Raw genomic sequence first — 25,118 nt, 5'->3', positions numbered from 1 at the left:
ACCCACCACGCTACCCGGGACAGAGGACATTTCTACACGCTGTCCGGGAACGCCTGCTGGCGGTAACCACCGCGCAGCGTCCCCTCGACATATGCGGTCTTGCAGGCCCGACGGGCGATCTTGCCGCTGGACGTACGCGGGATGGACCCGGCCGGTACGAGCAGCACGTCGCGCGCGGTGACCCCGTGGCGGGTCGAGATCGCGGCGCGCACCGCGTCGGCGATCGGCTGCGGGTCGGCCTTGCCGGCACCCGGCGCACGCTCGGCGACGATCACGAGCTGCTCGGAGGCGTCGTCGGCGTCGAACTGCAGGCCCGAGGCGTCGTTCTCGAACACCTCGCGCGGCAGCTGGTTGGCCGGCACGGCGAAGGCCGCGACGAAACCGGGGCGCAGCGCAGTGCTCGCCTCCTGCGCGGAGAACTCGAGGTCCTGCGGGTAGTGGTTGCGGCCGTCGACGATGACGAGGTCCTTCACACGGCCGGTGATGTAGAGCTCACCGTCGATGTAGACGCCGTAGTCGCCGGTGCGCAGCCAGTTCGCGTCGTCCGGGGTGCCGTCGGCGTGGCTGCCCTCGGCCAGACGCGCGGTGATCCGGTTGCGGAAGGTCTTGTCGGTCTCGTCCTTGCGACCCCAGTAGCCGATGCCGATGTTGTCGCCGTGCAGCCAGATCTCGCCGACCCGCTCGTCGGGCAGCTCGGTGCCGGTCTCGGCGTCGACGATGGCGGCCCACTGGCCCCGCGAGACGTAGCCACAGGAGACCTGCGCGATCGCGTTCGGGGCGTCGGGCGAGACCTTCACGATCCGGCCCGCGTTGAGCTCCTTGCGGTCGACGTAGATGACCTTCGCCTCGTCGGTGTGGCGGGTGGACGAGACGAACAGGGTGGCCTCGGCCATGCCGTAGGACGGCTTGATCGCGGTCTTCGGCAGGCCGTAGGGGCCGAACGCCTCGTTGAACTTGCGCATCGACGAGGTGGTGACGGGCTCGCTGCCGTTGATCAGGCCGATGACGTTGCTCAGGTCGAGCTCCTCGCCCGGTTTCGGCACCGCGCGGGCGGCGGCGTGCTCGAACGCGAAGTTGGGGGCGGCCGCGAAGGTGCCGGCACCGTCGGAGACGGCGGCGAGCTCGCGAATCCAGCGGCTCGGGCGCGCGACGAAGGCCCGGGGGCTCATGATCGTGATGTACTTGCCACCCACGGCGGGCAGGATCACGGTGAGCAGACCCATGTCGTGGAACAGCGGTAGCCAGGTGACGCCGCGGGAGTGCTCGTTCAGCTCGATCGAGTCGGCCATCTGCACGACGTTGGTGAGCACCGAGCGGTGGGTGATCTCCACACCTGCGGGCACCCGGGTCGAGCCGGAGGTGTACTGCAGGTAGGCGATGTCGTCGGTGCCGATGGGCGGACGCGTCCAGGACTCGGCGACCGTGTCGGGGATCGCGTCGACGGCGATCACGCGGGGACGCTCGGCAGCCGGGAGCGGCCGGAAGAACTGGCGCACGCCCGCCGCGGACGAGGTCGCGGTGAGGATCGCGCTGGGGGTGCAGTCGCCCAGCACCGCGTGAAGACGGTCGGTGTGGCCGGGCTCGTCGGGGTCGAACAGCGGCACGGCGATGGTGCCGGCGAAGATCGCGGCGAAGAAGGACACGACGTAGTCGAGGCCCTGGGGCGCGAGGATCGCCACCCGGTCGCCGGGAACGGTGACCTGCTGGAGGCGCGCGGCGATGGCCTTGACGCGAATGCCGAACTGATCCCAGGTCAGCTCGTGGACCTCGCCGTCACGCTCGCGCGAGTAGTCGATGTAGCGGTATGCGAGTTCGCCGCCGTTGGATGCGAAATTCTCCTCGAGGTGATCGAGGAGCGTACATCCCTCCGGCAGCCTGATCTCGCCGTTCTCATCGATGAACTCTTCGAACCCGACGCTCAATTCCTTCTCCCTGTCGAAGCGATCCCACAACCACTCGACATGGTTGCGCCCCCAACTTTTCCTCCGCGATGGCAGATCGTCGTACCGACACGGCCCCCCACGGCTTCCGGCGGTCCACTCGTCGAAAGTGAACATCGATCCCAGATCACGGTTATGTTACAGAGCAGCATCGTCCACTCCCTCGCGAGCAGCGGGCATCGGGACGAGCGCTTCCCCCTGTCCAAGGGAGTTCCAAACATACGGCACGGTGCTGTTCACGCACCCGTTCCGCGTCCGCCGAGCGGAACCACCGCACGATTCGTTTGTGCACGACGGAAATTCGGCGAAGAACAGCTCGGGACGCGGAACTCCCCCGGCGCTCCCCGGTGAGCGGAGGTTCGGAACGCGGACGGCCTGCGCACCGACGAACCCGTGACGAGGATCATCCCCCGCCCCGATCCGCCGGGACACCCCTCGAGGGGGTCGGCCGTCCGCCGTGCCGTCGCAGGCACCATGAACCTCTTCTCCTGTGGCAGTCGTCGTGCGCCACGATCCCGGAACGGCCGGGCACGCAGCCGAGGGATGAGTCTAAAGGCAGAGCGTCAATCGAGTGTAACGGGTGGTGAGGTCGGACACTACCGCCGGGTAACATCCAAGTCGGACACACCGCCGGACGAGACGGACGTCACTCCTCCGCAGGATGCGGTGCGGCCTCGATCTTCTCCGACGCCCACTGCGTGATCCACTGCGTCGCCGTCGTGCCGTTCCCGTCGACGACGAACGTGTTGTACATCGCGTGGATCGGATTGTTGACGTACTCCAGGACGCGCGGCGCGGCGGTCATCCAGTTCGCCGGGTTGAGCGCGTTCGGCGGGGCGTCGCAGATGCTGTCCGACGGCGCGCAGATCTGCACCGTGCGGTCGTCGAGCTCACCGAAGCCACCGGGCCGCGCACCGGTCATGGTGATGCCCGGCAGCCGCAGCCCGTCGAGGGACAGCTCGGCGCCCACACCCGCCACCTGCGGGCCGATGTCGGTACCCGAGACCCCGTCGCGCCGGCCGTCGGCGATCAGCGCGACACCGAGGACGCGGTCGGCCGGGACCGGCCCGTTGCCCGCACCGATCTGCGCCGCGACGTCACCGGCGATCACGGCGCCCTGCGAGAAACCGGTGAGCACGTAGGTGGTCAGCGGGCATTCCGCGGACCGGCGCGCCAGGATGTCGGTGGTCGCGGCGAACCCGGCGCTGCGGCTGTTGTTGTAGGACTGCTGGCCGTCCGGCGGGATCGCGATCGGGTTCGAGAACTGCGCGACGTAGGGGACGGTGTAGACGTCGGCGCGCTGCGCGTCGAAACGCTCCTGCAGCGGCCGCGTCACGTTGAGCATGAGCGACATGGGGTTGGCCGACGGGGCGTACGGGTCGTCGCCCACGGCGGACTCCCAGGTGCCCGGCACCGCGACGACCTGCACGTCCGGGCACGAGGCCGGCTGCGTCTGCGGCTCCTCGGGGCCGGGCGGCGTCGGGATCGGCGTAGGCAGGTCCAGCCGTCCCGCCAGCAGGTACCAGAGCACCAGCACGACGGCCAGGACGAGCAGTACCCCCGCGATCACCGTCCTGCGTGCGCGGCGTCGTTTCGGCTGCGTCGTCCTGGCCATGTCGTGTCGTTCCCCGTCCGTTGTCCGTTCTAGCCGCAGTAGGTGTCGCCGGCGACGGTGATGTAGGTGTCGGCGGTGGCCGAGGCCTCCTCCTCCGTCAGCTCCACGCCACCCGCGGCGGCGTCGCTGCCCACGAGGGCGGTGACGAACACCTTGATCTCCTCGTCCGTGCCGCCCTGGGCCTTCGCGCTGCAGATGTAGTCGGCGATGTTCACGGCACCGGCCTCGTCGACCGGCTGGACGCCCTTCTCGCGCAACACCGACAGGAAGGCCTGGCCGGCCGGCGACGGCTCGGGTCCGACCGGCGGGACGCCCGCCGGGACCTCCGGCGTGGACTGGGCGCTGCTCTCCCCGCTCGCCTTCGTCTCCGTGGCGGCGGCCGAGGTCGATTCCCCGGCCTTCGCGGTGGTCGACGTCTGCGTCGAGGTCTCGGCGGCGGTGGTGCTCGTCGGCGTGCTGGTAGCGGTGGAGTCGTCGCTACCGCAGGCGGACAGAACGGCCGCGGCGGTCAGGCCGGCGGCGAGCGCGCCGAGGACGCGGGTCGAACGCGAACGGGTCCGTGCAGGCATGTGGTGGTGTCCTCACATCCGGATGTCGAGTCGAACTTGGGCAGATGGGCCCCAGGCTACAGAGAGGCCCGTGCGGCCGGTAGGAGCGCATCCGCTCCCCCGGCCGCACGGGCCCGGAAGTTCGACCGTGCCGGCTACGGGTGCAGGGTCACCGTGTCGCCGTCGACGGTGACGAAGCCGAACTGGAAGTTCTGCTGCATGCCCTTACCGCCCTCAGCAGGGAATTCGTCGCTGATCGGGAGGCCCAGGCGGCCCGTGTCGCCACCCTCGGCGAGCCACTTCTCGAGCACCTTGCCGCGCACCGGCCATGCACCCGTGAGCGGGCTCCAGTAGATGCGACCGTGCTGGAACTCACCGAAACGACCGCCGTCCCTCGCGGGCTGCTCGCTGCTGGTCGGGTAGCCGAGCACACCCGTCTCGTAGCCGAGTTCGGCGTACTTGCCGAGGATCATGCCCTGCACGGCGTGGGCGCCGGTCTCGGGCGTCCAGTACATGGCGCCGATCTCGAAGCCCTGGACCGCGCCGCGACCGTCCGGGGTGGGCACCTCGTCGAGGACGGGATAGCCGAGCGGGCCACCTTCCCAGCCCTGGTTGCGCCACTCCTCGAAGATCTTGCCGACCACCGGGTGGGCACCGGTCTGCGGCGTCCAGTAGATCGCGCCGCCGCGGAAGTGGTTGTAGCGGCCGCGCCCGTCCGGGGTGCCCCGCTCCTCCGTGGTCGGGTAACCGAGCGTGCTCGCCGGGCCACCGGCCTTCTGGTAGGCGCCACCGATCGCACCGGCGACCGGGACGGTCACACCCTCCGAGGAGAACACCCGGCCGAAGCGGAAGTCCTGCACCCGGCCACCCGCGAGGTCGTACTCGGGGGTCAGGCAGTCGCCGAGCCAGCCGTTGGCGGCCGCGAGGTCACCGATGGCCCCGGTGGCGGTGCACTCGGGCTTGTCGACCTCCACGCCGAGCGCCCCGGCGAGCTGCGGCCACAACTGGTGCAGCTCGAACTCCCAGTACGGCCACGAGTGCGTGCCGGAGGGCCGGTACACGATCTGCGCGGGGATGCCGTGCTTCTTCAGCTTCGTCGCGAACGCCTGCGAGGTCAGCCGCGACAGGATCTCGAGGCCCATGCCGGCGTAGTTGGTGCTGACACCGGGGATGATGCCCGACGGCTCGTCGTACGGGCCGGTGGTGCCGCTGCCGCTCGAGATGTAGAGGCTGACGCCCTTGAGCTTGTCGGCGAGCAGATAGGGATCGTGCGACTCCCAGGTGTCCGAACCGGGAGCACCCCACATCGCCTCGGAGTCGAAGCCGCCGGCGTCCATCATCGCGTAGTGGATGGCCTCGGGCATGCCCAGCGTCGTCGTGGTGAGGATGCCGGAGAGCGAGGCCGCGAACTGTGCGAAGCCCGGGTTGCGGGCGGGCAGGAACATCGCGGCGGTGCCGCCCATCGACAGGCCGACGACGCCGCGCTTGTCGGTGGTGCGCCAGTCGCGCTCGAGGATCGCCGGGAGCTCCTTCGTCAGGAAGGTCTCCCACTTGTAGTTCTGGCCGTTGTTCTGGTCGATCCAGTCGGAGTAGAAGCTCGACTGACCGCCGACCGGCAGCACGACGTTGACGTTCTTGTCGGCGAAGAAGGACTCCGCGTCGGTCTCGAGCGTCCAGCCGTTCTCGTCGTCGCGCGCCCGCATGCCGTCGAGCATGAACACCGAGGGGAACTTCGCGTCGGGCTTGCTGTTCCAGTCGCGTGCGAGCAGCAGCTGCACCTGGATCGGAGTTCCCATCGACGGGGAGTCGACCCACAGGGCGACGCGCCGGTCGGTGAGCCAGTCGACGGCACGGACGGTCGCGCCGGCGGTGTCGGTGGGACCGGTCTGCACGACGGCCGGAGCGGCCGCGGCGACCGAGACCGTGGTCGTCAGGCCCGCGGCGACCGGGAACACCAGGGCCGCGGCGATCAGGCCGAGGGCACGCTTGCGGCCGCGACGCGCACCACCTGCGCGTGCGGACGTCGCGTTCGGCCGGGTGCGTCGCTCACCGTGCTCGAGCTCAGTTCGCATCTGCATCGCTCACTTTCTGCGTTGCCGGTTTCTCCCACTGACACGGCGCGGGCGACGGGTGGTCCGCGACGACGCGCAGTGGCTGGCGTCCGACTGGATGTGCCGACCTGAGGTACCGGAGTCCCGAGTGTTGTTTCTACACGGAGAAGCACCCGGATCGACGGAGCCGCGCTGTGACGGGTGGGAAAATTGTTGCAGAAAGCGACGCCGCCCGCTCACCGAGGGTGAGCGGGCGGCGTCCTGTCGAGCAGTGCGTACCGGAGCGGTATCCCCGATGGGCTACCGCAGGCCGGACGTCACCAGGCGTTCAGCGCCTCGAGGATCTGCGGCCGCGCCTTCCACAGCTCGTCCTCCCAGTACTTCCAGGAGTGCGTGCCGCGGGCCGGGAAGTCGAAGGTGGCCGGGATGCCGAGCGTCGCGAGCTTGATCTGGAACGCGCGGGTCTGTGCCAGCGACAGCGCCTCGAGAGCCATGCCGTTGACCGTGTTGTAGTAGCCCACGAAGCCCTGCGGGTTGTCGTGCTGTCCGGGCAGGCCGCTGGCCGCCGAGATGTACATCGACAGGCCCTGGAGCTGCGGGGCGAAGACGAACGGGTCGTTGCGCAGCCAGGCCGGGCTCCACGGCGGGCCCCACATGGAGTCGACGTTGAAGCGGCCGGCGTCGAGCATGGCGACGCGGATGGCCTCACGCATACCCGGAGCCGAGAGGTTCAGGTAGCCGGACAGCGACGACGCGAACTTGAACTGGTCGCGGTGGTAGGCGGCCAGGGTCAGGGCGGCCGAGCCGCCCATCGACAGGCCGAGGATGCCGTTGTTGTTGCGCGAGACGCCGCGGGTGGCGAGGTAGTCCGGCAGCTGCTGGGTCAGGAAGGTCTCCCACTTGTAGGTGATCTCCTGGCCGTTCAGGTTGGACGGCGCGTACCAGTCGGTGTAGAAGCTGGACTGTCCGCCGACCGGCATGACGAGCGTGACGTTGTCGTTGGCGAACTGCTGCAGCGCGTTCGTCTCGAACGTCCATGCGTTGGCGTCGTCGCGGGCACGCAGACCGTCGAGCAGGTACAGCGCGGCGTCGCCACCACGGGCGGCCCACTGGATCTGCACCTTGATCGGGCCCATGTCGGAATCGACGAAGACCTCTTCGAAGCCCCCTGCGGGCGCGCGGTGCGCGACCGGCGCGGTCTGGGCCGGAGCGGCGACTGCTGCGGTGGTACCGACCAGACCTGCAGCGACCGGGAGGACCAGAGCTGCGGCCGCGGTACCGAGCAGGCGCCGGCGCAGGCCCTGTCTCAACCTAGGGACAAAACGCATGAACAATGCTCTCTTTCTCGTCTGCGGCGTCCGCGTTCGCGTCCCCCGTTACCCGGCGATGACGGCCGCGGAAGGCCGCCCCAAGTCACACTGCGGTCAAAACTGTAGAGGACAGCGTGATCTCTGACAAACCTCGATTCCTCAGGTCTCGAGCCCATCGCGACCTTCAGGTCAAGGTGACGGCGCCGGAAAGTTACACATCCGTGATGAGCCGTGATCCTATCGAGATCTTCTGTGGGGGTCCATTCGATCTTCCTGTCCCGGCCCCGCCCGACGGGCTACGGCATCTCCAGATCGCACCGCTGGATCTCGTACTCCGGCACCCGGTCGATCCGGTAACCGGCGTACTCGAAGGCCTTGCGGAGGTTCCGCTTGAACAGCGGCCAGGTCAGCTCGGCGCTCGACGAGTCCAGCAACTCCCGCGTCTCGGGACAGGTCAGCGCGGCCTTCGCCTTCGCGACCCACTCCTCGTCCAGATAGGCGGGCATCCAGGGATGCACGTCGACCATGCCCGAGTCGGCGACCGCCCAGTCGGGATACAGGATCTTGTCGTGCCCGATGCGGCCGTCCTCGAGACGCTCGGTGTGCGCCGCCAGCGGATAGGCCAGACCCATCTGGTCGACGACCCGCACGTCCAGGCCCGTGTTCATGCTCGTCATGCCCAGATTGAGGAAGAAGACGGTGTGCCCCGCTCCCCCGGGCGGGATGGGCTCGGGCGGAGGCACGACGTCCCACGCGTCGAAGGCCGGCGTGGGCAGCAGCAGACCCCCGTTCGGGGTGTTCGCGATGGCCTCGACCATCGCCCGCATCCGCGGGTAGTCGAGATAGTCCTCGGCGCGGATCGGATGGGCGTGCCCGGTGTTGAGGACGTAGAAGGCACGCTCGTCGACGATGCCGGAGCGGCCCACCACGGCGCCCTCGGTCATACCGGTGGTGTTCGCCGCGAAGAACGCCCACACGACGGTGGCCAGCCACAGCACACCCAGCCCCCCGGCGAGCTGCGTGGGCCGGTTGTTCCCGAGCACGGCACGGTCCGGCAGCGGCACCGGCACGACGGCGACGGGCAGCAGCAGGCAGAACAGCGGCGGCAGCAGGACGCGACCGTGCATGAAGTCGCCGCCCACGCGCAGCGAGTACAGCGCGAGCAGCAGACCCGAGCCGAGGAACAGCAGGACCACCGCGGTGGGGGTGCGCAGCAGCGTCTGCCCCCAGCCGAGCAGACCGCGCACGTCCCGGGGCCGGCCCTCGGCCGGGACGAGACGGGACGCGGCGTCGCGGGTGGTGACGAGCACCGCCGCGACCAGCACGACGAGGAACAGCAGCGGCAGCCACAGCAGGTACGGGGAGACCAGGTTGCCGAGATACTCGAAGCCCTGGGCCCACTTCGCGCCGCCCGCATCCTTCGCGACGGCGGTGTTGGGATAGGGCAGGCCGTAGTAGCCCATGCGCCAGATCTGGTAGGCCACCGGCACGGCACCGGCCACGGCGACCATCGCGACCCGCACCCGCAGGTCCAGGCCGCGGGCGAAGAACAGCATCGCCAGCGCCAGCACCGCGACGATCGCCAGTTCCGGGCGCACGAGCGGGCCGAGACCGGCGACGAAGGCCGTCGCGAGGATCTGCGCGGTGCCCGGCAGCGGACCCCCCTCCGGATCGGGCACGGCCCAGCGCAGCATGAGCAGCCACAACAGGGCCAGCCAGCAGACCACCAGACAGGACTCGAGACCCGAGGTGGCGAAGTCGCGGGCGGGCGGCACCGCGATGTAGACGAGGACACCGGCCGGGAGCAGCAGCAACGTTCCCGTCGCCGTGCGCATCCGCCACCGGTACAGGCGGGCCGTGCCGAGCATCGCGAGCACGATCGCGGCGGTCGACAGGAACAGGGCGATGCCGAGCACCACGTATTCGAGGCGAACTCCGGTGAGCCAGCCCCCCGCGTAGACGATGTACGTCCACAGCGTGGAGGTGTTGGCCTCGACGCGTTCGCCCGCGTTGAAGACCGGGCCGTTGCCGGCGAGCAGGTTCCGCACCGTGCGCAGCACGATGAGCCCGTCGTCGGCGATCCAGCGCCGCTCCCACGCTCCCCAGAACATCAGGAGGGCGGCGACGACCACCCCACCCGCGAACACCCCGGTCGCGAGGCGGTCACGGCGAGGAGGCCGGACCGTTCGGGACGGTCCGGCCTGCGTGTCGTCGACGCCGTCCACGACGTCAGAAGAGGTAGACAGCACCGCCGACCACCAGGATCCACACGATGGCGAGCAACTGCAGTACCCGGTCCTTCAGCGCGATCTCCTCGGGCTCCCCGGCCTCACCGCCGTCGACGTCCACCGCGTAGCGGAGGATGGCGATGACGAACGGGATCATCGAGATCGCGTACCAGTTGGAGCCGGCGACGTTGTCCTGTTCGAACGCCCACAGGCCGTAGCAGAGCACCACCGCGGTGGCGGCCACGGTCCACACGAACCGCAGGTAGGTCTCCGTGTAGTACTCGAGCGACTTGCGGATCTTCGCGCCCGTGCGGGTCGCGAGGCGCAGCTCGGCGTAGCGCTTGCCGGCCGCCATGAACAGCGACCCGAACGCCATGATCAGCAGGAACCACTGCGACAGCGGGATCTCCGCGGCCACACCACCGGCGATGGCGCGGATGAGGAAGCCCGACGAGACGATGCAGATGTCGAGCACCGCCTGGTGCTTGAGCCCGAAGCAGTAGGCCAGCTGGATGGCGATGTAGACCGCCATGACCACCGCGAGCTGCCAGTTCGCCAGGAACGACAGGGCGATCGAGCCGGCGAGCAGCACCACCGCCAGGATGTAGGCGAGGCGCACCGGCAGCACACCGGCAGCGATGGGCCGGAACCGCTTGGTGGGGTGCGCGCGGTCGGCCTCGACGTCCATCGCGTCGTTGACCAGATAGATGCCGGACGCGGCCATGCAGAACACGACGAACGCGAGCGCGACGGGCAGCAGCACGTCCACGTCGGTGACCGAACCGGCCGCCATCGGTGCCGCGAGCACCAGGACGTTCTTCACCCATTGGCGCGGGCGCACCGCCTTGACGATGCCCCCGGCCAGGCTCTTGGGCGCTTCCTTGAGGGGCGCCGCCTCCTCGCTCATCGATCTCCCCACTTCTTCTCGGCCTGCACCACGACTGCCGCAGACGCCGCGCCCAGCGCCGCGCCGGCCAGGACATCCGTCGGGTAGTGCACACCCAGCACGAGGCGCGACAGCATCATGGGCGGCACGAGTACCGCCGGAAAGGGTAGCCCCGTCGTCCGGGCGAGCAGCACGGCCGCCGCGGTCGTGGACGTCACGTGCGAGGACGGGAAGCTCAGCCGGCTCGGCGTCGACACGTTGACCTGCACGGTCGGGTCGTCGGGCCGCGGGCGGCGCACCACCCGCTTGATCACCACGGACGCCGCGTGCGCACCGAACGCACCGACGGCCACACCCGCCCACTGCCGCCGCCGCGGGCGGTCGAGGAGCGCACCGAGACCACCGACGGCCATCCAGCCGAGAGCGTGCTCACCGAAGTGCGACATGCCGCGGGCGATCTTCGTCGCGGCGGGCACGGCACCGACGGTGGCCTGCACCGTCTGCAGCACACGGACCTCGGTATCGGTGCTCTTCCAGTGACGTGCGGGCGCACCGGTGCTGTCAGTTGCCGATACCGAAGACACGCTCCCACTCCTCCTTGCTGGTCAGGGCGGGAACCGCGTCCCGGTACCGCTGCTTCATCTCGGGGAACCGGCGCGCGAGCTCGCGCCGCAGCCTGAGTGCCTCGGTGAGCAGTGCACGGGCCTGCGCCCGATCGCGCTTACGGTAGACGACCCCGCGGCCGTCCGCCGTGGTGACCGTCACGCCGTCGACCTGCGACAGCAGGAACCAGCGGGCGTCGATCGTCGGCACGTTCAACTGCGGCCGCTCGTGGTGCTCCGGGTTCTCCGGCCGCAGATTGTGCAGGGCGCCCTTGGCGAGCCGCTTGATCTTGGCGACCGGCCCCTCGGGGAGTCCGAGCTCACCGAGATCCGCGCGCGAGGCGGGCGGCAGTTCCGTCGACGAGGGCAGCACCACGGCGTCGGGGAAGTTCTTCCGCAGCGCGTGCACCTCGCCGAGGGCGCGCGGCAGCAGGTCGAACAACTGCTCGGGACCGGCGAGGAAATCCTCGATGGCCTTGTTCTGGATCGCGACGGTCGAGTACTCGAGGCACACGAGGTGCTTGATCGTCGCCTTGATGGTATCGAGCACCAGCGGACCGGCGTCGCCATCGTGGTGCAGCGAGGCGACGACCAGGCGGTTGCGCAGGTGGAAGTACGCCTGCCAGTCGATGGCGTCGTCCTTGTCGCTCCACGCCATGTGCCAGATCGCGGCGCCCGGCATCGTCACCGTCGGGTAGCCGGCCGCACGGGCCCGCAGCCCGTACTCGGCGTCGTCCCACTTGATGAACAGCGGCAGCGGCTGGCCGATCTCCTCCGCGACGACGCGTGGGATCATGCACATCCACCAGCCGTTGAACTCCACGTCGATGCGGCGGTGCAGGAGCTTGGACTCCTCGCGGTCGTGCAGCGGGCGGGTCGAGAAGTCGTGGTCGTACTCGACGTTCGGGGCGGCACCCCACATGAAGTGGGGGCGGTGGATGACCTCGCCCATGGTGTGCAGGTGGCTGCGTTCCTGCAGGTTGAGCATCTGCCCGCCGACGAGCATCGGGCTCCGTGCGAACCGCGACAGGGCCAGGACGCGCAGGATCGAGTCGGGTTCGATCTCGATGTCGTCGTCCATGAACAGGATGTACGGGCTGGTGGTGGTCTTCAGCGCCTCGTACATGATCCGGCTGTAGCCGCCGGAACCACCGAGATTGCCCTGGTCGTGGATGACGAGTCGGTCGCCGAAGGGTGCCGCGGCCTCCGCGAAGTCGGGCTGGTCCTTCACCTTGCGGGTGCCCTGGTCCGGGATGATCACGGCGTCGACGACGTCCATGACCAGCGGGTCGGACGCGAGAGCGCGCAGGGCGGCCACGCAGTCGGCGGGACGGTTGAAGGTGGGGATGCCCACCGCGACCGAACCGGCGCCCGGGGCCTCGACCGGCGAGTACCAGCCGGCGGCGTGCAGGACGACGTCGGTGTCGGTGGTGACGTCGAACCACATCCAGCCGCCGTCCTCGAACGGGCCGAGGTCGGCGGCGATCTCCACGACCGTCTTCTCGCCGCGGAACTCGCGGCCGGTGACGTGGATGCGGCTGGCGTCGGCCTTGCTGCGGTACAGGTCGACGCGGCCGTGGCCGGTGAACTCGAGGCGCAGCACCACCGAGTCGAGGACGCTCCAGCGCCGCCAGTAGCTGGCCGGGAAGGCGTTGAAGTAGGTGCACAGCGACACCTCGGACTCGGCGCCGATCGACAGGGCCGTGCGGCTGGTCGCGTGGGCGCGACGCGCGTTGGTCGGCGACTCCTCCAGGTAGAGGGTGCGCACGTCGAGCGGTTCACCCGGCCGCGGCAGGATGATCCGCTGCAGCAGCGCCTTGCCGAGCAGCTCGTCCGGGGCCGGGGTGGACGCCTGCGCGGTGGCGGCGTGCTTCGCGGGGGTCACGAAGCGTCCCCGCTGATCGGCGCACCCGACTCGAAGTGCGGGCGGAGCACGTTGTCGAACAGCGACAGCGCGCTCGCGATCGCCATGTGCATGTCGAGGTACTGGTAGGTGCCGAGGCGGCCGCCGAACAGGACCTTGTTCTCCTCGGCCTCCTTCTTCGCGCGCTTGCGGTAGGCCAGCAGCTTGTCGCGGTCCTCGGGGGTGTTGATCGGGTAGTACGGCTCGTCGTCGTCCTCGGCGAAGCGCGAGTACTCGCGCATGATGACCGTCTTGTCCGCCGGGTACTCCCGCTCCGGATGGAAGTGCCGGAACTCGTGGATGCGCGTGTACGGCACGTCGGCGTCGTTGTAGTTCATGACCGGGGTGCCCTGGAAGTCGCCGGTGGGCAGCACCTCGGTCTCGAAGTCGAGGGTGCGCCAGCCGAGCTTGCCCTCGGCGTAGTCGAAGTAGCGGTCGATGGGACCGGTGTAGACGACGGGGGCGTCGGGGCTCTTCGCCCGGATCTCGTCGCGCACCTCGAACCAGTCGGTGTCGAGGCGGACCTCGATCTTCTCGTCCCTCGCCATGTTCTCGAGCCACGCGGTGTAGCCCTCGACGGGCAGGCCCTCGTAGGTGTCGTTGAAGTAGCGGTTGTCGAAGGTGTAGCGGACGGGCAGCCGCGTGATGTTGCCGGCGGGCAGTTCCTTGGGGTCGGTCTGCCACTGCTTGGCGGTGTAGTCGCGGACGAACGCCTCGTAGAGCGGGCGGCCGATCAGGGAGATCGCCTTCTCCTCGAGGTTCTTCGCCTCGGCGGTGTCGATCTCGGAGGCCTGCTCCTTGATGAGGGCGCGTGCCTCGTCGGGGCTGAAGTAGCGGCCGAAGAACTGCGACACGAGCCCGAGTCCCATCGGGAACTGGTAGGCCTGCCCCTTGTGCATCGCAAACACGCGGTGCTGGTAGTTCGTGAACTCGGTGAACTGGTTGACGTAGTCCCACACCCGCTTGTTGGAGGTGTGGAACAGGTGGGCACCGTACTTGTGGATCTCGATGCCGGTCTCCGGTTCGGGCTCGGAGTAGGCGTTGCCGCCGATGTGGGGGCGACGCTCGATCACGAGCACTCGCTTGCCGAGCTGCGTGGCCGCGCGCTCGGCGATCGTCAGTCCGAAGAATCCGGAGCCGACGACGATCAGGTCGTACTCACCGGTTGAGGGCTGGGGCGCTGATGCAGCAGTCACGGGACACCAGGGTAGGCGACTCCCGCCGGAGCGTGCCCTCTCGGTCCGTCGGGGCCGAGAGGGCGGTCACAACCGGAACCCGCGATCACACGTGGTGCCGCAGCGCGGCGCGGACGAATTCCGCGCCCTCGCGGCCGCCGTAGTTGGCGGCGAACCGCTCGTCCTCGACGTACATGTCGGCCAGGGCCAGCACGTACTCGCGGCACCCCTTCCCCCTCGCGCCGTGGGCGGGTGTGCCGGGCACGGACGTGAGCCATTCGACATGGCGACGCGCCAGTTCCTGCGCCTCGGGGCCGGCCGGGTCGACACCGGACCGCGCGGCGGCGGTCCAGTCGTCGTTCAGCCGCCGGACGTCGGCCGTCCAGTCGCGGCGCTCGTCGTCGCCCATACCGCGCCACCAGCGGTCACCGCTGTCGTAGGCCTCCTTCCCCCACCGCTCGATCACCTCGTCGCGGTACTGCGTGTGGTCGAACCCGTCGAACACCTCGTCCGCCATGAGGTCCTCCCCTCTCTCCGTCTTCGTCAGGGTGGTGCGGACCGCGGCGATGCGGCGGTCCAGCTGCCGGCGCTCGTGTTCGAGCAGGTCGAGGTGGGTGCGCAGGGCGCTCACGGTGTCGTCGTGACCGGTGAGTACGTCCCGGATCAGGGGCAGCGACAACCCGAGATCGCGGAGCAGCAGGATGCGCTGGAGCCGGACGAGGGCGTCCTCGTCGTAGAAGCGCATGCCGTTGCTGCCGGCGGTGCGGCTCGGGCGCAGCACCCCGACGTCGCCGTAGTGCCGCAGGGTGCGGCTGGTGACGCCGGCCGCGCGTGCCAGTTGCTGGATGGACCATTCGCGGGGCACGTCCCACCTCTTCCGTTCGGCTGTCACCAGCGTGCATCTTGACGTTGCGTCAATGTCAACGTCTTCTCGGAAGGGCCGGGAACGAGGGCGGCCGGTCACCCCCGACGGGGTGACCGGCCGCTGCGGCTCGCGGGGTCCGGTTACTCGGCGCTACCGGTGGAGAACCAGTCCTTCAGGAAGCTCGCGTCGATGACCTGGGCGCCGAGCTCCGGCGTCCACACGATGGCGCCTCCGGTGAAGATCCGGAACTTGCCGCGCTCGTCGGGGAGCATGAGCTCGGGGCCGATCGGCTTGCCGAGCACGCTCTCGACGCCGCCGAGTTCCAGATAGGCCTGCTCGATGGGCGAGGTGCCGCTGCCGCTGCCGAACGGGTCGGCGACGACCTCGGGCCCGGGCTCGGGTGCCGGGGTGATCTCCGGCACCGTCTCGTCGACGCCCTCCTTGACGGTGAACCAGTCGGAGCGCAGGCCCAGCGTGGTGCGGGCCTCGGCACCGGTGGTCTCGATGGTCCGGTCGGAACCGACGACGCGGACGCGGGTCACGCGGCCACCGTCCGGCCCCAGCTGGTTGCGGCCGATGATCTCGAAGGCCTGTAGTTCACCGACGCCGAACTTGCTGCCGATCTCCCCCGCGGTGAGGGTCTTGGCCCACTGGTGGTTGGGGGCGACGCGGTCGCCCGCGTCCTCGACCGGCGGGAAGATGCCGCCGGCGGTGTAGCCACCCGTGGATGCGGAGAACTCGCTGCGCACGACCTCGCCGTTCTTCATCAGGACCGTGCCGCGGGTGGTGCGCACACCGTCGTCGGTGCGCGGGTCCTCTGCTCCGGAACCGGCGTAGACCTGGCAGTCGGTGGTGTCGCAGGTCTGCCACAGTTCGTGGCGCTTCTCGGCCAGGGCGTAGGAGCGCGCGGCGATGGCCTGGGCGCGCAGCGCCTCGGCTCCGCCGGAGTCCGCCCAGCTCGGCAGTGCCTCGGCGGGGACGACGCTGCGCAGGTAGTCCTCGACGTGCAACCGGTTGACGGTGCGGTAGGCGCCGTTGTCGAGCACGATGCCGAGGGCGCCGCGGTAGGTCTTGTCGTCGGAGCAGAAGGTCAGGTGCTCCTCGAACGGGCGGTCCTCACCGAGGTCGACGGGATCGACCCAGGGCAGGTCGGCGTGGCGCTGCGCCACGGTCGCGCCGCTGCAACCCTCGGTGACAACAACGTTCGCGCCACCGTCCTCGGTGGGCGTCAGGTGGACGGCCTGCCCGGCCGGGACGAACTCGCCGCCGACGTTCAGGCCGGAGTCGGAGTAGACGTCGAGGGTCTTGTCGTCACGGCCGACGAGCCGGACGGCGATCATCTGGTCCTCGACCGAGCCGAGTTCGGTGCCGCCGTAGTAGTGGGCGATGATGCGCTCGGCGGTCCAGCCGTCCTGTGCGTAGCCGTAGGCACCCCACTGCCCCATGCCGCGGCCGTGGCCGTGGCCGTACCCGGTGAAGGTGAAGGGGGTGTCGGCCGACACCGCCTGCACGACGTCGGGGGTGTCCGGTGCGGAGTGCACGAAGGCGCCGATACCTGCCCCGACCAGCAACGCGGGTGCGAGTCCGATGGCGGCGGCCCGGGCGACGGACGGTCGCCATCCGTTGCGGAGCGGCCGGCCGACGATGAGGCGTCGTCGACGGATCCTGCCTCTGCGCCCGATGGACTGTCGTGCCATGACGTTGCTCCCTCGTTGTCGCTTCGGCGCGAACTCGTGATCCGCGATAACGGACAATTTCGACTAATCCTCAAGCTCAGGTTGAGGCTTAAGGTTTTCAGCGTCTAGTGTGACAAGAGTGACGGACGGTGGCAACAAATGTCACAGAAGCAACACGAGAAACATCCGTTACAACAACTTCGCGGCCGATCCGACCTACGGAAGCGGTGCGTGAGGGACGATCCGGAAGGTTCGGAATCCGTCCGTGACCGTGCAGAGATGACAGGGAGAAGCTGACAGTGCCGCATCGCCGCCCCAAGCCGTCGATCGTCCTGGGTGCAGTTGCCGCCCTGGCCGTAGCGACGCCGTTCGCAGTCTCCGGACTGTCCACCGACTCGACCGAAGTGCGCCCGGCCAACGACTCGGTGAACGCCGTTGCGACCGAGATCGCCGAGATCGTGCTCGCCTCGGTGCCCGACATCGTCCTGCCGCTCGAAGAGCTGACCGGCCTGAACCTGCCCGATCTCAGCCTCAAGGAGATCGTCGACGGGTTGCCGCAGATCACCACGGCACCCGACCCGGGCGGCAACCCGTTGCCGCAGGTCGGCGCGATCGTCAAGGAGCTCACGCAGGAGACTCCGTTCAGCATGGTCGCACTCGCCGCCGACGACATCGCGGCCACCGACGCGCTGATCCGCGCCAGGAACGACGACGGCAGCTGGGGCCCGTGGACCGCCACCGAGCCGATCCTGCCCGACAACCAGGACATCCCGCCCGGCACACGCACCGGCACCGAGCCGATCTACGTCGGCCTCACCCGCGCCGTGCAGGTCCTGCTCACGCCGCGTCCGGCTCCCGAGCCGAACCTCGCCGGCGCCGAAGCTCCCGAGGCGCCCGCCGCGCCGGCTCCCGAAGCACCCGAGGCACCCGTCGCCCCCGCCCCCGGAGCACCCGCCCCGGTCGACGAGGCTCCCGCGCCGATCGCCGCACCGGGCGCCGACGCTCCCGAGCTCGGCTACGTGCCTGCCGCATCGTCACGCCCGCTGCGCACCCAGGAGGCGCTGCAGGCGGCGGCCGAGGAGGTCAGCGCCGTGCTGATCACCCCCGGCACCAGCGAGAACGACTCGAAGCTCGCGGACATCGCCACCCCGATCGGCAACACGGGTCTGAAGGTCATCACCCGCGCCGAGTGGGGCGCCGACGAGAGCATGCGCTGCTCGCGGCCGACCTACGACGACTCCCTCGGCGGCGCGGTCGTGCACCACACCGCCGGCACCAACAACTACTCCAAGGCCGAATCCGCCGGGATCGTGCGAGGGATCTACGCCTACCACGCCCGGACCCTCAACTGGTGCGACATCGGCTACAACACCCTGGTCGACAAGTACGGCCAGGTCTTCGAGGGTCGTTACGGCGGTCTCGACCGTCCCGTCCAGGGCGCCCACACCGGTGGCTTCAACGAGAACACCCACGGCATCGCGATCATGGGTGACTACTCGAACCAGGGTGCGTCCGACGCCGCGATCGACGCGGTCGGCAAGTTCCTCGGATGGCGTCTGGCCAAGGCCGGTCTCGATCCCAAGGGCAAGACCCGCATGTACTCGGAGGGCACGTCCTACACCTTCATCCCGCAGGGACAGTGGGTGGACCTGCCGATCATCTTCGCGCACCGCGACGTGGGCAACACCACCTGCCCGGGCAACGGCGTGTACGGGCAGATGAACCGGATCCGCGACATCGCCGCAGCGGCGGCGAAGGGCGGGGTCGCTCCGGCGCCCTCGAACCCGCAGCCCTCCAACCCGCAGCCGTCGAACCCGTCCAACCCGGCGCCCTCGACACCGCTGCCGAACATCCCGGGCGTCGACCTCGGCGCCCTGTCCTCCGGGTCGGCGGACGCCGGCAGGATTCTCGACCAGCTGATCAGTTTCTCCGACCACCCGCTGGTCCAGAAGTGGTTCGCCGAGGGCGGTGAGCTCGGACGTCTCGGGCAGGCTCTCACCTCGATCCTGCCCACCATCAGAAGCGGCTTCGAACACGTCAAGTTCGTCAACGGCGCCATCTACACCTCCCCCAACGGCGGAACGTGGTCGGTGCTCGGCGAGATCTACAAGGCGTGGGAAAAGGACGGACTCGACGCTGGTGAGCTGGGGTTGCCCACCAGCGACGAGTACCGGGTTCCGGACGGCTGGCGTTCGGACTTCGAGTTCGGCTCGCTGATCTTCAACGAGGTCACGGGTGTCGTCACGAAGGTGCTGCGCGCCTACGACGACTCCTACGACCAGGCGCAGGATCAGCCTGCCGACGTCGCAGGGCCCGCACCCGAGGGTGCCCCTGCGCCCGAAGCGGCGCCTGCGCCGTAACCGGTACCCGGGCCGGTGCCCGTACCGCACCGGCAGGAACGAGTCACCGCCACCAGCGTTCGAGTACGCGGGCCACCCCGTCCTCGACATTGGTGGCGGTGACTTCGTCTGCGACCGACTTCGCGTCCGGATGCGCGTTCTCCATCGCCACCCCGTGGCGGGCCATCGACAGCATCGGGATGTCGTTGGGCATGTCCCCGAACGCCACGATCTCGTCGTGCGGCACCCCCAGGTGCCGAGCGAGTTCGCGCAGACCCGACGCCTTGGTCACCCCCGAAGCGGAGATCTCGACGAGACCGTTCGTGGTCGAGTAGGTGACGTCGACCAGGCCGTGCAGCTTCGGTGCGAGTGCCTCCGCCATCTCCCGGCTCGTCGCCCCGGCCAGCCGCACCAGCAGCTTGATGGCGGGTTCGCCGATCACTTCCTGCTCGGACAGTTCGGTGCTGTCCGGATTCAGCCAGGCGTGCTCGTAGCCGGGGGCGCTCACGAACTGCGGGGTGGCCGCGTCGTGTGCCCTCTCCCCCACCCGTTCGGCGGCCAGGCCGCAGCCCGGAAGTACCTCCGACGCGACCTCCGCGATCCACTTCAGCTCGTCGACCTGCAGCGCCGCGGTGCTGATGACGCGATCGGCGGCACTGTCGTAGAGCACCGCCCCGTTGGCGCACACCGCGAACGGCGCGTAGCCGAGCTGGTCGGAGACCGGCGCGATCCACCGGGGCGGGCGGCCGGTGGCGAGCACGAACGGCGTGCCGGACTCCACGACCGCGTGCACCGCGGCGCGGGTGCGGTCGGAGATCTTCTCGGCGTCGTCGATGAGGGTGCCGTCGACGTCGGTCGCGACGAGTTTCGGACGGCTCGGAGGGGGTTGTGCGCTCACTCCGTCATTGTGCCGAAGTGCCGGGGTCCCCGCCCCGTGCTCGTTCCCGCTCGGCCTTCTCCCGTGCCTTGCGGGCGCGACGCTCGGCTGCCGCGGCCTCGTCCTGGGCGGTGGCCTCCTCGAGCGTCGGCGCGGTTCCGCCGAGCCGTCGCGGCACCCAGTAGGCGCCGGGCTCGTGGACGTAGTCCTGCTGCACCTCGTGGAGCATCTTCTCCATGGTGGAGTGCAGTTGCGCGGTCATCTCGCTCGCCGGCTCGTAGGGCGCGATCGGCTCCCCGACCTTGATGGTGATGGGGGTGTTCGTGCGTCCGAGGTGCTTCGGGTGTCCCTTCGTCCACACCCGCTGCGACCCCCAGATGATCATGGGGATCACCGGTACGCCGGCCTCGTTCGCCATGCGGGCCGCGCCGGAGCGGAAGGTCTTGAGCTCGAAGCTGCGGCTGATGGTCTCCTCGGGGAACACGCCCACGAGTTCGCCGGCCTTCAACGCTTCGACGGCGAGCCGGTACGACTCGTGGGCGTCGCCGCGGTCCACGGGGATGTGCTTCATGGCGCGCATCATGGGCCCGGAGATCTTGTGGTCGAAGACCTCCTTCTTCGCCATGAAGCGGATGTACCGCTTGGTGGCGCGGGCGGGGATCCCGGCGTAGGTGAAGTCCATGTAGCCGGTGTGGTTGATCGCGATCACCGCACCGCCGGTGGCCGGGATGTGTTCTTCCCCGGTGATGGTGAATTTCAGCCCTTGCGCTGCGAAGAGCGTGCGGGCGACGCCGATGATGGTCCGGTAGAAGGGTTCCACGCCGGTTAGCCTAGCCCCGGTCCCCGGTGGACCGTGATCGTCGTCGAAAGGCAACCGCTGTGCGCACCCTGCTCCGCAAGCCCCGTGTCCTCACCGTCGCGGTGCTCTCCGCCGCCGTGGTCCTGGGCCTGGCGGCATGCGAGGGCGACGGGCAGTCGGGAATCCCCACCGAGACGCCCGAACCCGCGGCGACCGAGACCGTCGCGGAGCCGATCGCCGAGCCCGAACCTGCGGTGACCGTCGGGGACGTGCCCGGCAACCCCGCGGCCGTCGCGGCGCTGCAGGCGTGGACGGACGACTACGTCGGCGACGGTGACATCATCGGGAAGTGCTGGATGCACGAGCGGGAACGCGCGGAGGAGATGTACTCCGAGATCGACGCCCTGCTGAAGGCGGTGCAACAGCCGGGTGTGGAGGGGCCGGACGCGGTGACCTGGTCGGCGGGCGGGGTGGACCTGTCGGTCTCCTACAACGACATCGCCGCCGGTTACGCGTGCCCGTACGTGCGGATGGCCGGCCGGGAGGACCCCGACCGAATCCACACCGACGAGGAGGTCCATCACCGGGTACGGCGGTTCGTCGCCCGCGCGGTCGGCGAACCGGTGCACCCGGACGACACCGAGGAGCGCGCCCCGCTCGTGTGCCCGGCGCGGGAGATCTGGGACCCGTGGGGCACCGGATACCCGAGCCTGCCGCCGCTCGCCGTGGACCCCGACGTCCCCGACCTCGCCGACCTCTTCGGCGACCTCGACACCTTCGACGTCTCGGACTCGCTCGTCGAGCCGATCGGTGAGGAATACACGAGTGTGACGATTCCGATGAGCGAGGACGGCGCGGGCGGTGACCTGGTCGTACTGCTCATGAAGGGCGCCACCGGGTACTGCCTGGGCGCGGTGGCCTGATCGGCGGCGCCTACCCTGGTAGGCGTCGGTCAGCACGTCAGGAGGGTACGCAGTGCAGATCACCAGCGTCGGACACGCCGGTTTCCACATCCGGACGGAGGCGGGCTCCATCCTGTGCGATCCGTGGGTCACCCCCGCGTACTTCGCCTCGTGGGTGCCCTTCCCGGACAACACGGGTCTCGACTGGGACGCCCTCGGCGACGTCGACTACCTGTACGTCTCGCACCTGCACAAGGACCACTTCGATCCCGACACACTGAGCCGGCACGTCAACAAGGACGCGACCGTCCTGCTGCCCGACTATCCGGTGCCGGATCTGCGCCGCGAACTCGAGAAGCTGGGCTTCACGAAGTTCTTCGAGACCACCGATTCGGTCAAGCACACCGTCAGCGGCCCCAAGGGTGATCTCGACATCATGATCATCGCGCTGCGGGCGCCCGCGGACGGCCCGATCGGCGACTCCGGTCTGGTGGTCTCCGACGGTGAGACCACCGTGTTCAACATGAACGACGCGCGGCCGATCGACATGGACGCGATGCTCGAGGCGTTCGGCCACATCGACGTCCACATGCTGCAGTACTCCGGGGCCATCTGGTACCCGATGGTCTACGACATCCCGAAGAAGACCAAGGCCAACTTCGGCAAGCAGAAGCGTCAGCGCGGTATGGACCGCTGCCGCAGCTACATCGACCAGGTCGACGCGACGTGGATCGTGCCGTCGGCCGGCCCGCCGGTCTTCCTCGACGACGACCTGCGCGACCTCAACGACGACCACGGCGACGAGGGCAACATCTTCCCCGACCAGCAGGTCTTCCTCGAGCAGCTGCGCATCCACGGCCGCGACGGCGGCCTGCTGATGATCCCGGGCTCGGTCATCGACGTGAAGGGCAGTGAGCACATGACGCTCACACACCCGATCCCCGAGGACGAGGTCGAGGCGATCTTCACGAACAAGGCCGACTACATCGAGCGGATGGCGCAGCGTTTCGCCCCGGTGATCGCCGCGCAGAAGGCGTCCTGGGCGCCGGCCGAGGGTGAGCCGCTGCTGCCCGCGCTGAAGGCGAAGTTCGAACCGATCATGGCGCAGTCCGACCTGATCTGCGACGGCATCGGTTACCCCGTCGGCCTGGTGATGGGCGACGAGACGGTGGTGCTCGACTTCCCGAAGCGCGTCGTGCGCGAACCCATCGAGGGAGAAGGCAAGTACCGCTACGGTTTCCGCATCGCTCCCGAGCTGGTGCGCACGGTGCTGCGCGACGACGAGCCCGACTGGGTGAACACGATCTTCCTGTCGACCCGGTTCACGGCGTGGCGCATCGGCGGCTACAACGAGTTCCTCTACACCTTCTTCAAGTGCCTGACCGACGAGCGCATCGCGTACGCCGACGGCTGGTTCGCGGAGGCGCACGACGACTCGGCGTCGATCGAGCTGGGCGGCTACGAGATCCAGCGTCGCTGCCCGCACCTGAAGGCCGACCTGTCGAAGTTCGGTGTCGTCGACGGCACCACGCTGACCTGCAACCTGCACGGCTGGCAGTGGGATCTGGAGACGGGCCGCTGCAAGACGTCGAAGGGTCACGAGCTGCGCTGCAGCAAGCTCTGATCCCCGGTCATCGCGCCGGGAGCAGACGCGACGTCACCGCTCCCAACGCGACGATCGGCAGCACCGTGACGGCGACGAGCACCGACATCGGCAGCCACAGCGAGCCGAGCGCGTAGCCGGCGAAGATCGACACGGACAGCACCTCGGAGGTCAGCCCCACGACGGAGGACACGGTGGCCCGGGCCCGCCCGGACATCGTGCCCTGCAGTCGTGCCTCGGCGACGATCGCGGTGTTGTGCAGGGCGCCGTAGCCCACCCCGATCGCAGCGAACCCCGCGATGCCGCCCACGAGAGCACCGGCCGCGATCAGCGCGGAACCCGCGGCGACGACCGTGCCCATCGTCCGTCCGCGCATCGTCGCGGTGCGTCCCGCGGCGGCAGCGCCGACGACCTGCCCGACCGCCGTCAGCGCGACCAGCACGGGCACGAAGCCGGTGCTCACCCCGTCCTCCCGGGCGAGCAGACCGAAGTACTCGTCGAAGGCCAGGCATGCGAGCAGGCCCGCTGCGAGGACCACGGCGCGTCGCACCGCCCGGTCGACGCGGATCTCCCCGGTGCCCGCCCGCAGGGTCGCCAGATAGCGCTGCGCGAGGGTGGTGCCCGGGCCGTCGATCTCGTCGGCCTCCGCCTCCTTCGGCGCGGCGGGCAGCGTCCACACCAGCAGCAGGTCGAGCACGGTGACGGCGACCGACACCCATCCCACCAGGGCGTATCCGCCGAGATCGTAGAGCGACGCCGCGGTGAGGATCGAGACGAAGACGCACGCCATCTCCCCCGCGTTCGCGTACCCCACGACTGCGGCGTAACGGTGCTCCCCGCCCCGGGCCGCCAGCTCGTCGTACACGAGGGCCTCGAAGGTGCCCGATTTCAGCGACTCGCTCAGTCCCCACAGCACGAAACCGAGCGCGAACCCGAGGTAGGTGGGCCACACCAGCCAGAGGGTGAAGGTCGCGGTGAGGAGCACACCGCTCACGGCGAGCAGGCCGCGGCGCGAGACCGTGTCGGCCCAGGCCCCGGAGGGCACCTCGGAGACGAACGCGACGACCGACCACAGCACGAACAGCGACGAGATGCCTGCGGTGTCGAGGCCGTGGTCCTCGAACAGCAGCGCGTACAGGCCGTAGAGGGGCACGAATTCCCGCAGGGACGCGTACGCGACCACCCGCAGGGTCAGTGAGGTCACCGGATCGGATCAACATCGGCGCATGCGTCAACGGTGCCACGTCCGGCGCCGTCGTGCCGGCCCTTCCGCGGATCCGTTACGGTCGGACATCGTGAGCGAGGACGATCAGCAGAGACAGCGCACCTACACCTGGGCCGACCCGGCACCGACGTCGGCGGCCAACCGCGACATGCACGGCCTGGACTTCCTGCGCGGGCTGATCGACGGGTCGATCCCGCACCACCCCACCTCCCGCACCCTGGGCTTCACCGTCACCGATGCGGGTGAGGGTTTCGCCGAGGTCACCCTCGAGCCACAGGAGTTCCACGCGAACGCGGTGGGCAGTATCCACGGCGGTGTGCTCGCCACCCTCTTCGACACCGCGATGGGGTTCAGCGTGTCGAGCACCCTGGAACCGGGCGTCGGCTACACCACCCTCGACCTGCAGGTGCGGTACCTCCGGCCGGTGCAGGCGGGGAAGGGCGTCATCCGCGTGCAGGGCTTCTGCGAGCACACCGGGCGCCGCACCGCGACCGCGCGCGGCGAGGCCCGCGACGAGCAGGGCCGGCTGGTCGCGACGGGCTCGACCACCTGCATGATCCTGCGCTGATACCTG

Annotated in this window: 19 protein-coding genes; 4 read left to right on the top strand and 15 right to left on the bottom strand. The window is 69.4% G+C overall.

Going from position 1 to position 25,118, the window contains the following annotated elements:
• Positions 1-32 precede the first annotated feature (32 nt).
• The 12 genes from fadD32 to OED52_RS00870 all read right to left on the bottom strand — a co-directional run bounded on the left by fadD32 (position 33) and on the right by OED52_RS00870 (position 16,820).
• Positions 33-1,922: a long-chain-fatty-acid--AMP ligase FadD32 gene (fadD32, locus tag OED52_RS00925; RefSeq protein WP_264152857.1), complete on the bottom strand. Its 1,890-nt coding sequence runs from the start codon at positions 1,920-1,922 to the stop codon at positions 33-35.
• 664 nt (positions 1,923-2,586) lie between these two features.
• Complete coding sequence (locus OED52_RS00920) at positions 2,587-3,555, bottom strand: cutinase family protein (RefSeq protein WP_264152856.1); 969 nt, start codon at positions 3,553-3,555, stop codon at positions 2,587-2,589.
• Positions 3,556-3,584: 29 nt separating this feature from the next.
• Positions 3,585-4,124, bottom strand: a complete 540-nt coding sequence (locus tag OED52_RS00915; RefSeq protein ID WP_264152855.1) for a DUF732 domain-containing protein — start codon at positions 4,122-4,124, stop codon at positions 3,585-3,587.
• A gap of 134 nt (positions 4,125-4,258) precedes the next feature.
• Entirely contained in the window at positions 4,259-6,181 is a 1,923-nt protein-coding gene (locus OED52_RS00910) for an alpha/beta hydrolase-fold protein (protein ID WP_264152854.1), read from the bottom strand.
• 290 nt (positions 6,182-6,471) lie between these two features.
• Positions 6,472-7,482 carry an alpha/beta hydrolase gene (locus tag OED52_RS00905; RefSeq protein WP_264152853.1) on the bottom strand — a complete coding sequence of 337 codons (1,011 nt, stop codon included), beginning with the start codon at positions 7,480-7,482 and terminating at the stop codon, positions 6,472-6,474.
• A 278-nt stretch (positions 7,483-7,760) separates the two neighbouring features.
• Positions 7,761-9,689, bottom strand: a complete 1,929-nt coding sequence (gene zomB / locus OED52_RS00900) for a flagellar motor control protein ZomB (RefSeq protein WP_318841897.1) — start codon at positions 9,687-9,689, stop codon at positions 7,761-7,763.
• Positions 9,690-9,693: 4 nt separating this feature from the next.
• Complete coding sequence (locus OED52_RS00895) at positions 9,694-10,599, bottom strand: decaprenyl-phosphate phosphoribosyltransferase (protein ID WP_264152852.1); 906 nt, start codon at positions 10,597-10,599, stop codon at positions 9,694-9,696.
• Positions 10,596-11,087: a phosphatase PAP2 family protein gene (locus OED52_RS00890; protein WP_264154801.1), complete on the bottom strand. Its 492-nt coding sequence runs from the start codon at positions 11,085-11,087 to the stop codon at positions 10,596-10,598. The genes OED52_RS00895 and OED52_RS00890 overlap by 4 nt, the downstream gene beginning before the upstream one ends.
• Positions 11,088-11,139: 52 nt before the next feature.
• Positions 11,140-13,065 carry a glycosyltransferase gene (locus OED52_RS00885; protein WP_318841896.1) on the bottom strand — a complete coding sequence of 642 codons (1,926 nt, stop codon included), beginning with the start codon at positions 13,063-13,065 and terminating at the stop codon, positions 11,140-11,142.
• Positions 13,062-14,279, bottom strand: a complete 1,218-nt coding sequence (gene glf / locus OED52_RS00880) for a UDP-galactopyranose mutase (protein WP_264152851.1) — start codon at positions 14,277-14,279, stop codon at positions 13,062-13,064. The genes OED52_RS00885 and glf overlap by 4 nt, the downstream gene beginning before the upstream one ends.
• A gap of 85 nt (positions 14,280-14,364) precedes the next feature.
• Entirely contained in the window at positions 14,365-15,123 is a 759-nt protein-coding gene (locus OED52_RS00875; RefSeq protein WP_264154799.1) for a MerR family transcriptional regulator, read from the bottom strand.
• A 140-nt stretch (positions 15,124-15,263) separates the two neighbouring features.
• Entirely contained in the window at positions 15,264-16,820 is a 1,557-nt protein-coding gene (locus OED52_RS00870; RefSeq protein WP_264152850.1) for a SpoIID/LytB domain-containing protein, read from the bottom strand.
• A gap of 278 nt (positions 16,821-17,098) precedes the next feature.
• Between OED52_RS00870 and OED52_RS00865 the strand changes: the two genes are divergently transcribed.
• Positions 17,099-19,159: an N-acetylmuramoyl-L-alanine amidase gene (locus OED52_RS00865; protein ID WP_264152849.1), complete on the top strand. Its 2,061-nt coding sequence runs from the start codon at positions 17,099-17,101 to the stop codon at positions 19,157-19,159.
• Positions 19,160-19,202: 43 nt separating this feature from the next.
• Here OED52_RS00865 and OED52_RS00860 read toward each other — a convergent pair whose 3' ends face one another.
• Both OED52_RS00860 and OED52_RS00855 read right to left on the bottom strand, forming a co-directional pair.
• Positions 19,203-20,036, bottom strand: a complete 834-nt coding sequence (locus tag OED52_RS00860; RefSeq protein ID WP_264152848.1) for an HAD family hydrolase — start codon at positions 20,034-20,036, stop codon at positions 19,203-19,205.
• 4 nt (positions 20,037-20,040) lie between these two features.
• Positions 20,041-20,835 carry a lysophospholipid acyltransferase family protein gene (locus OED52_RS00855; RefSeq protein WP_264152847.1) on the bottom strand — a complete coding sequence of 265 codons (795 nt, stop codon included), beginning with the start codon at positions 20,833-20,835 and terminating at the stop codon, positions 20,041-20,043.
• Between the two features lie 59 nt (positions 20,836-20,894).
• Between OED52_RS00855 and OED52_RS00850 the strand changes: the two genes are divergently transcribed.
• Positions 20,895-21,737: a hypothetical protein gene (locus tag OED52_RS00850; protein WP_264152846.1), complete on the top strand. Its 843-nt coding sequence runs from the start codon at positions 20,895-20,897 to the stop codon at positions 21,735-21,737.
• A 52-nt stretch (positions 21,738-21,789) separates the two neighbouring features.
• Complete coding sequence (locus OED52_RS00845; protein WP_264152845.1) at positions 21,790-23,340, top strand: Rieske 2Fe-2S domain-containing protein; 1,551 nt, start codon at positions 21,790-21,792, stop codon at positions 23,338-23,340.
• Between the two features lie 7 nt (positions 23,341-23,347).
• Here the strand turns inward: OED52_RS00845 and OED52_RS00840 are convergent, their stop codons facing one another.
• Positions 23,348-24,523: an MFS transporter gene (locus tag OED52_RS00840; protein WP_264152844.1), complete on the bottom strand. Its 1,176-nt coding sequence runs from the start codon at positions 24,521-24,523 to the stop codon at positions 23,348-23,350.
• A gap of 169 nt (positions 24,524-24,692) precedes the next feature.
• Between OED52_RS00840 and OED52_RS00835 the strand changes: the two genes are divergently transcribed.
• Positions 24,693-25,112 (top strand): PaaI family thioesterase, encoded by a 420-nt coding sequence (locus tag OED52_RS00835; protein ID WP_413247781.1) that lies wholly within the window; start codon positions 24,693-24,695, stop codon positions 25,110-25,112.
• Positions 25,113-25,118 lie beyond the last annotated feature (6 nt).

Source organism: Rhodococcus sp. Z13, assembly GCF_025837095.1.
GTDB lineage: Bacteria > Actinomycetota > Actinomycetes > Mycobacteriales > Mycobacteriaceae > Rhodococcus > Rhodococcus sacchari.
Note: the sequence above shows the minus strand (reverse complement) of the source record. Positions and strands in the feature narration are given on the sequence as shown.

Excerpts from the sequence above, each read along its gene's own strand:
- OED52_RS00920 (WP_264152856.1), bottom strand. The coding sequence starts at position 3,555 with ATGGCCAGGACGACGCAGCCGAAACGACGCCGCGCACGCAGGACGGTG.
- OED52_RS00915 (WP_264152855.1), bottom strand. The coding sequence starts at position 4,124 with ATGCCTGCACGGACCCGTTCGCGTTCGACCCGCGTCCTCGGCGCGCTC.
- OED52_RS00910 (WP_264152854.1), bottom strand. The coding sequence starts at position 6,181 with ATGCAGATGCGAACTGAGCTCGAGCACGGTGAGCGACGCACCCGGCCG.
- OED52_RS00905 (WP_264152853.1), bottom strand. The coding sequence starts at position 7,482 with ATGCGTTTTGTCCCTAGGTTGAGACAGGGCCTGCGCCGGCGCCTGCTC.
- OED52_RS00895 (WP_264152852.1), bottom strand. The coding sequence starts at position 10,599 with ATGAGCGAGGAGGCGGCGCCCCTCAAGGAAGCGCCCAAGAGCCTGGCC.
- OED52_RS00870 (WP_264152850.1), bottom strand. The coding sequence starts at position 16,820 with ATGGCACGACAGTCCATCGGGCGCAGAGGCAGGATCCGTCGACGACGC.
- OED52_RS00835 (WP_413247781.1), top strand. The coding sequence starts at position 24,693 with ATGCACGGCCTGGACTTCCTGCGCGGGCTGATCGACGGGTCGATCCCG.